We start from the raw sequence: 3,905 nt of genomic DNA, 5'->3' as shown, positions 1-3,905 counted from the left end.
ACCACGCAGCCGAGGTGTGCAACGGCGGCAAGTGCGCTGAAAGTTGCGCCAACGATGAGCGCTGTAGTGCCGGCTGTGGCCACGGGAGGTGTTGTGTGAGGCCTAACGTTCGAGCTAAGCCGCGCGCAGCGGCGCGGCGCCTGGCCCGCGAAGCGCAGGATAGACCACCAGCACTTCGCGGGCCAGGTGCCGTGCCGTTGCGCGTCGGCGCTTGAGCGAGGGGTTAGGCGTCATTCCACCTCGCTCAGCCTTTGAGTGCCTGGTATACCCGCCATGAGCCGGTGAAGCCTCGATGTGCTCACTTGCCGCTGCCCATTCTTCTGAACCGGACCGCACACCTGCCATGCCACCGCACCAGGGCCATTGAATACCTCGACCGCATTGCCGCTCGACTTCAGGAGCAAAACCATCAGGTGCTCTGGTTCTGATCTCAACGCGATCGACTTTCCTTGCGTTGCCTTGATCTCAACCCTTGTACCTCTGGGGCAGATGGCGTCATACCCTTCCGATGAAGCTGGAAGCAGCGTCAGCCCGTACCGTCTTGCGGCGAGAACTTCTCCAATGCTCCCAACGAGATGGCCGTCAGGCGTGAACTTGCGCCCAGGGAATGCCCGCTCGAGTTCGCTGACAACTTCGTAGAGCCGCCGAACGAGCTCGAGAATTCGATCTGTGGGGTGCCGATCGAGCGGGTTCATGACGCCTAACGTTCGAGCTAAGCCGCGTGACGCGGCAGGGCGGCTTGCCCGCGTGGACGATGATGGACAAAGACGGCCGCGCGGGCAAGACGGCCTGCCGTGGCACGTCGGCGCTTGAGCGAGGGGTTAGGCCGCACTCTTCGGCGCCTCATATTCGAAGAGCTGGGTAAAGCTGCCGTCTTCGTTCTGCCGCAGTTCGCCTCGGCGCATGCCCGCCTTCGAGAGTACTGCGTGCGATGCACTGTTCTCTGGCGCGGTGGTGGCGATGAAGCGCGTGATCTCATGTGCCCTCGTGCCGTAGCCTATGAGGCCACACAGTGCTTCTGTGGCTATGCCCTGCCCCCAGAACTTGCGCAGGTATGCGTACTTGACCTCGGCCTCTTCTTGCCCACCGGGGTGAACGATGCCGCAGAAGCCTATGACGCCCGGCGCCGCGTTTAGCTCGACCGCGAACATGCCGTAGCCGCGCTTCTCGTAGTTTCGGTGGGTGACGACAAGCCACTCACGGCATTCGTTCTCCGTGATGGGTTGACCATCGCCAACCCACTGCATGGCCTCGGCGTCGCCGTAGACGGCCATCAGGTCTGACAGGTCCGAGTCGCGCAACCGCCGAACGACCAACCGTTCGGTTTCAAACACTGCGTCGGTCACTCCGCGGCGCCCCCTGTGCGGCCTAACGTTCGAGCTAAGCCGCGCGCGGAGGCATGCGGTGTAAGCCCGGGCTGAGATGATGCACCATGTGGCTCAGCCTGGGCTTACGCCGCGTGCCGGAGCGCGTCGGCGCTTGAGCGAGGTGTTAGGCCGCACTCTCGGCCTTGCCAGAAGCAACTCGGCCCAGAACACCCCTGATGAATGGTGCCTTGGCCTCCGTGTACTCGCTCTTACCAACTGACGATGCGAGATTGCGCTTGAGGCTACCGTACTCGTCCGCGAGAGCCGAATTGCTGCGCAGCGCCTGCCTGAACGCAACGTGCTCTTGCCAAAGCAGACCATTCGTCTGGACAGCGTGAAGATGCACACGTGGGCAAGATTCTTCGGCGCTCTTGACGAAGTACCGCCGCAGAGGAATCTGAGCCTCGTACTCGGGCCTGTACTGGTAGCCCACCTGCTCGAGCTCGGCGACCTTGCTCTCGACTTCGGACAGGGCGCATACACCGAGCAGTACGTCGAGTACCGGCTTGGCGCACAAGCCCGGAACGGCAGTGCTACCAGTATGCTCGATTTCGACCTGATGCCCAGCCATAACAGTCCGAAGGACCGAGGCGACCTGCTCGAACGCAGATGGCCAAGACTCCTGGTAGTCAACGATTTGGACAGTAGACAAGGCCCGTCCTGTGCGGCCTAACGTTCGAGCTAAGCCGCGCGCGGAGGCAGGACGCCTTGCCCGCGTGGCCGATGATGAACATACACGGCCTCGCGGGCAAGGCGGCCTGCCGTAGCGCGTCGGCGCTTGAGCGAGGGGTTAGGCCGCACTCTCAGGCTTCCCAGTTGCATCACATGACCGATACGCGACAACCCTATCTTGTTCCGCGGCATCGTTTCTGGCTACCACTGCCCTTGCCGCGTGCGTTGAGCTCAAGTTCGTAGCGTCATGCGGAACACCTGCCGGGATGAACAGGAACTCTCCTGCCTTACTGACAACCTGGTGTTCAAGGTTCTCGCCCCAGCGTGTTCTGACCTCGCCTTCCAGAACGTAGATGCCAGTTTCGTACCCGACGTGAACGTGTGGTTCGGCCTTGGCCCCGGGCGGGATGACAACCAAGTGCATGGACAAGCCTGTTGCCCCAACGGAATTGCCCGATATGCCCAAGAAGTACGGCAGGCGCTGCAGTGTCTCCACTTCCTCCGTGGGAACAACGGACTGGACCTTCGACGGTTGGAGCATGCGACGACCTCCCCTCGTGCGGCCTAACGTTCGAGCTAAGCCGCGCGCAGCGGCACGACGCCTGGCCCGCGAAGCGCAGGATACACAGTGAGCGCTTCGCGGGCCAGGTGCCGTGCCGTTGCGCGTCGGCGCTTGAGCGAGGGGTTAGGCCGCATTCACGGCCTTGACCAGTTGAAGCGCCGGGTTATGTGGGTCCCAGAGTTCAGGGAACACCTCCAACGGTACGAACCCCTTGGCGAGGTAGAACTTGCGAGTTTCTGCGTATTCGCGGCTTGTGCTCGTTTCCGCCACGGTCTTGACCTGGAGGAACCGGGCACCCTGCTCTGCAGCCCACCGTTCCCCAAGTTCAAGCAGCGCACTGCCAAGCCCCTTGTTCCTGAAGGCGGCATGCACAGCCATGCAGTGGACTTCCCATGCTTCAGGAAAGTGCTGCCTGAGCGAGATGAAACCGATGACTTTGCCGTTTTCCTCGAACGCAAACGTCGGCTTGGTACCGGTGTCTTCGACGTACATCCGCAGGGCGTCTTCGATCCCGAACCAGCGTGGCAGAGACCGCAGAACGGCTTCGCATTCTTGCTGCCGCTGAAGTGCTGGGCCGAGGGTTCTCATGCGGCCTAACGTTCGAGCTAAGCCGCGCGCAGCGGCGCGGCGCCTGGCCCGCGAAGCGCAGGATACACAGTAGGCACTTCGCGGGCCAGGTGCCGTGCCGTTGCGCGTCGGCGCTTGAGCGAGGGGTTAGGCGTCACTTCCCAACACGATGGAACTCCGCAAAGCAAGAGTTCATGTCCTCTGCCTCGCACAGCAGAATGCGCTGACCACTGGGATGCACAAGGACGTAGTTGACCGCGACGTGGCCAAGCTTAGTGAACGACCCAGAACAGTCAGGCTTCCCGTTGTTCTTCGTGATTGTGTCGGTCCACTTGTAGAAGCCCTTCAGAGAAGGAATGACCGAAATCACAAACTCTGACTCGTTCCGCTCTTCTCCCGATCTTGAGTGCTTGGTTCCGTCTGCCCTTACCTCGTACTCCTCGTAGCAGTTCATGCTCGGAATGTCTATTCGCCATGTGGCTACAAGTGGATGCGATTCCGGGAGCGGTGCTCGCTGGATCTGCTGAGCACACGCAGTACCTACTGCGCAGCCAAGCGCCACGTAGGCGATGTTCTTGAGCGACTTCATATAGGCAGCAGACGGTGGCGGTGGTGGGCTTGGTGACGCCTAACGTTCGAGCTAAGCCGCGCGCGGAGGCAGGCGGCGTAAGCCTGGTTCGCGATGATGCCTCATAGGCCGCGAGCCAGGCTTACGCCGCTTGCCGGAGCGCGTCGGC

The 3,905-nt window shown here is 61.9% G+C and carries 6 protein-coding genes; all 6 read right to left on the bottom strand.

From position 1 onward, the window contains the following. Positions 1-230: 230 nt before the first annotated feature. The 6 genes from ENE75_RS24540 to ENE75_RS24515 all read right to left on the bottom strand — a co-directional run bounded on the left by ENE75_RS24540 (position 231) and on the right by ENE75_RS24515 (position 3,757). A complete protein-coding gene (locus tag ENE75_RS24540; protein WP_128201734.1) occupies positions 231-695 on the bottom strand; it encodes a DUF6998 domain-containing protein in 465 nt (154 codons plus the stop codon). 126 nt (positions 696-821) lie between these two features. Continuing rightward, a complete protein-coding gene (locus tag ENE75_RS24535; RefSeq protein WP_128201732.1) occupies positions 822-1,346 on the bottom strand; it encodes a GNAT family N-acetyltransferase in 525 nt (174 codons plus the stop codon). A 145-nt stretch (positions 1,347-1,491) separates the two neighbouring features. Then, positions 1,492-2,019, bottom strand: coding sequence for a GrpB family protein (locus ENE75_RS24530; protein ID WP_128201730.1), 528 nt, complete (start codon positions 2,017-2,019; stop codon positions 1,492-1,494). A gap of 138 nt (positions 2,020-2,157) precedes the next feature. Continuing rightward, positions 2,158-2,463, bottom strand: coding sequence for a cupin domain-containing protein (locus ENE75_RS24525; protein ID WP_310733652.1), 306 nt, complete (start codon positions 2,461-2,463; stop codon positions 2,158-2,160). 261 nt (positions 2,464-2,724) lie between these two features. Continuing rightward, a complete protein-coding gene (locus tag ENE75_RS24520; protein WP_128201725.1) occupies positions 2,725-3,189 on the bottom strand; it encodes a GNAT family N-acetyltransferase in 465 nt (154 codons plus the stop codon). Positions 3,190-3,322: 133 nt separating this feature from the next. Continuing rightward, positions 3,323-3,757, bottom strand: a complete 435-nt coding sequence (locus ENE75_RS24515; RefSeq protein ID WP_128201723.1) for a hypothetical protein — start codon at positions 3,755-3,757, stop codon at positions 3,323-3,325. Between the last annotated feature and the right edge of the window lie 148 nt (positions 3,758-3,905).

Source organism: Rubrivivax albus (assembly GCF_004016515.1).
GTDB classification, from domain to species: Bacteria; Pseudomonadota; Gammaproteobacteria; order Burkholderiales; family Burkholderiaceae_C; genus Rubrivivax; species Rubrivivax albus.
Note: the sequence above shows the minus strand (reverse complement) of the source record. Positions and strands in the feature narration are given on the sequence as shown.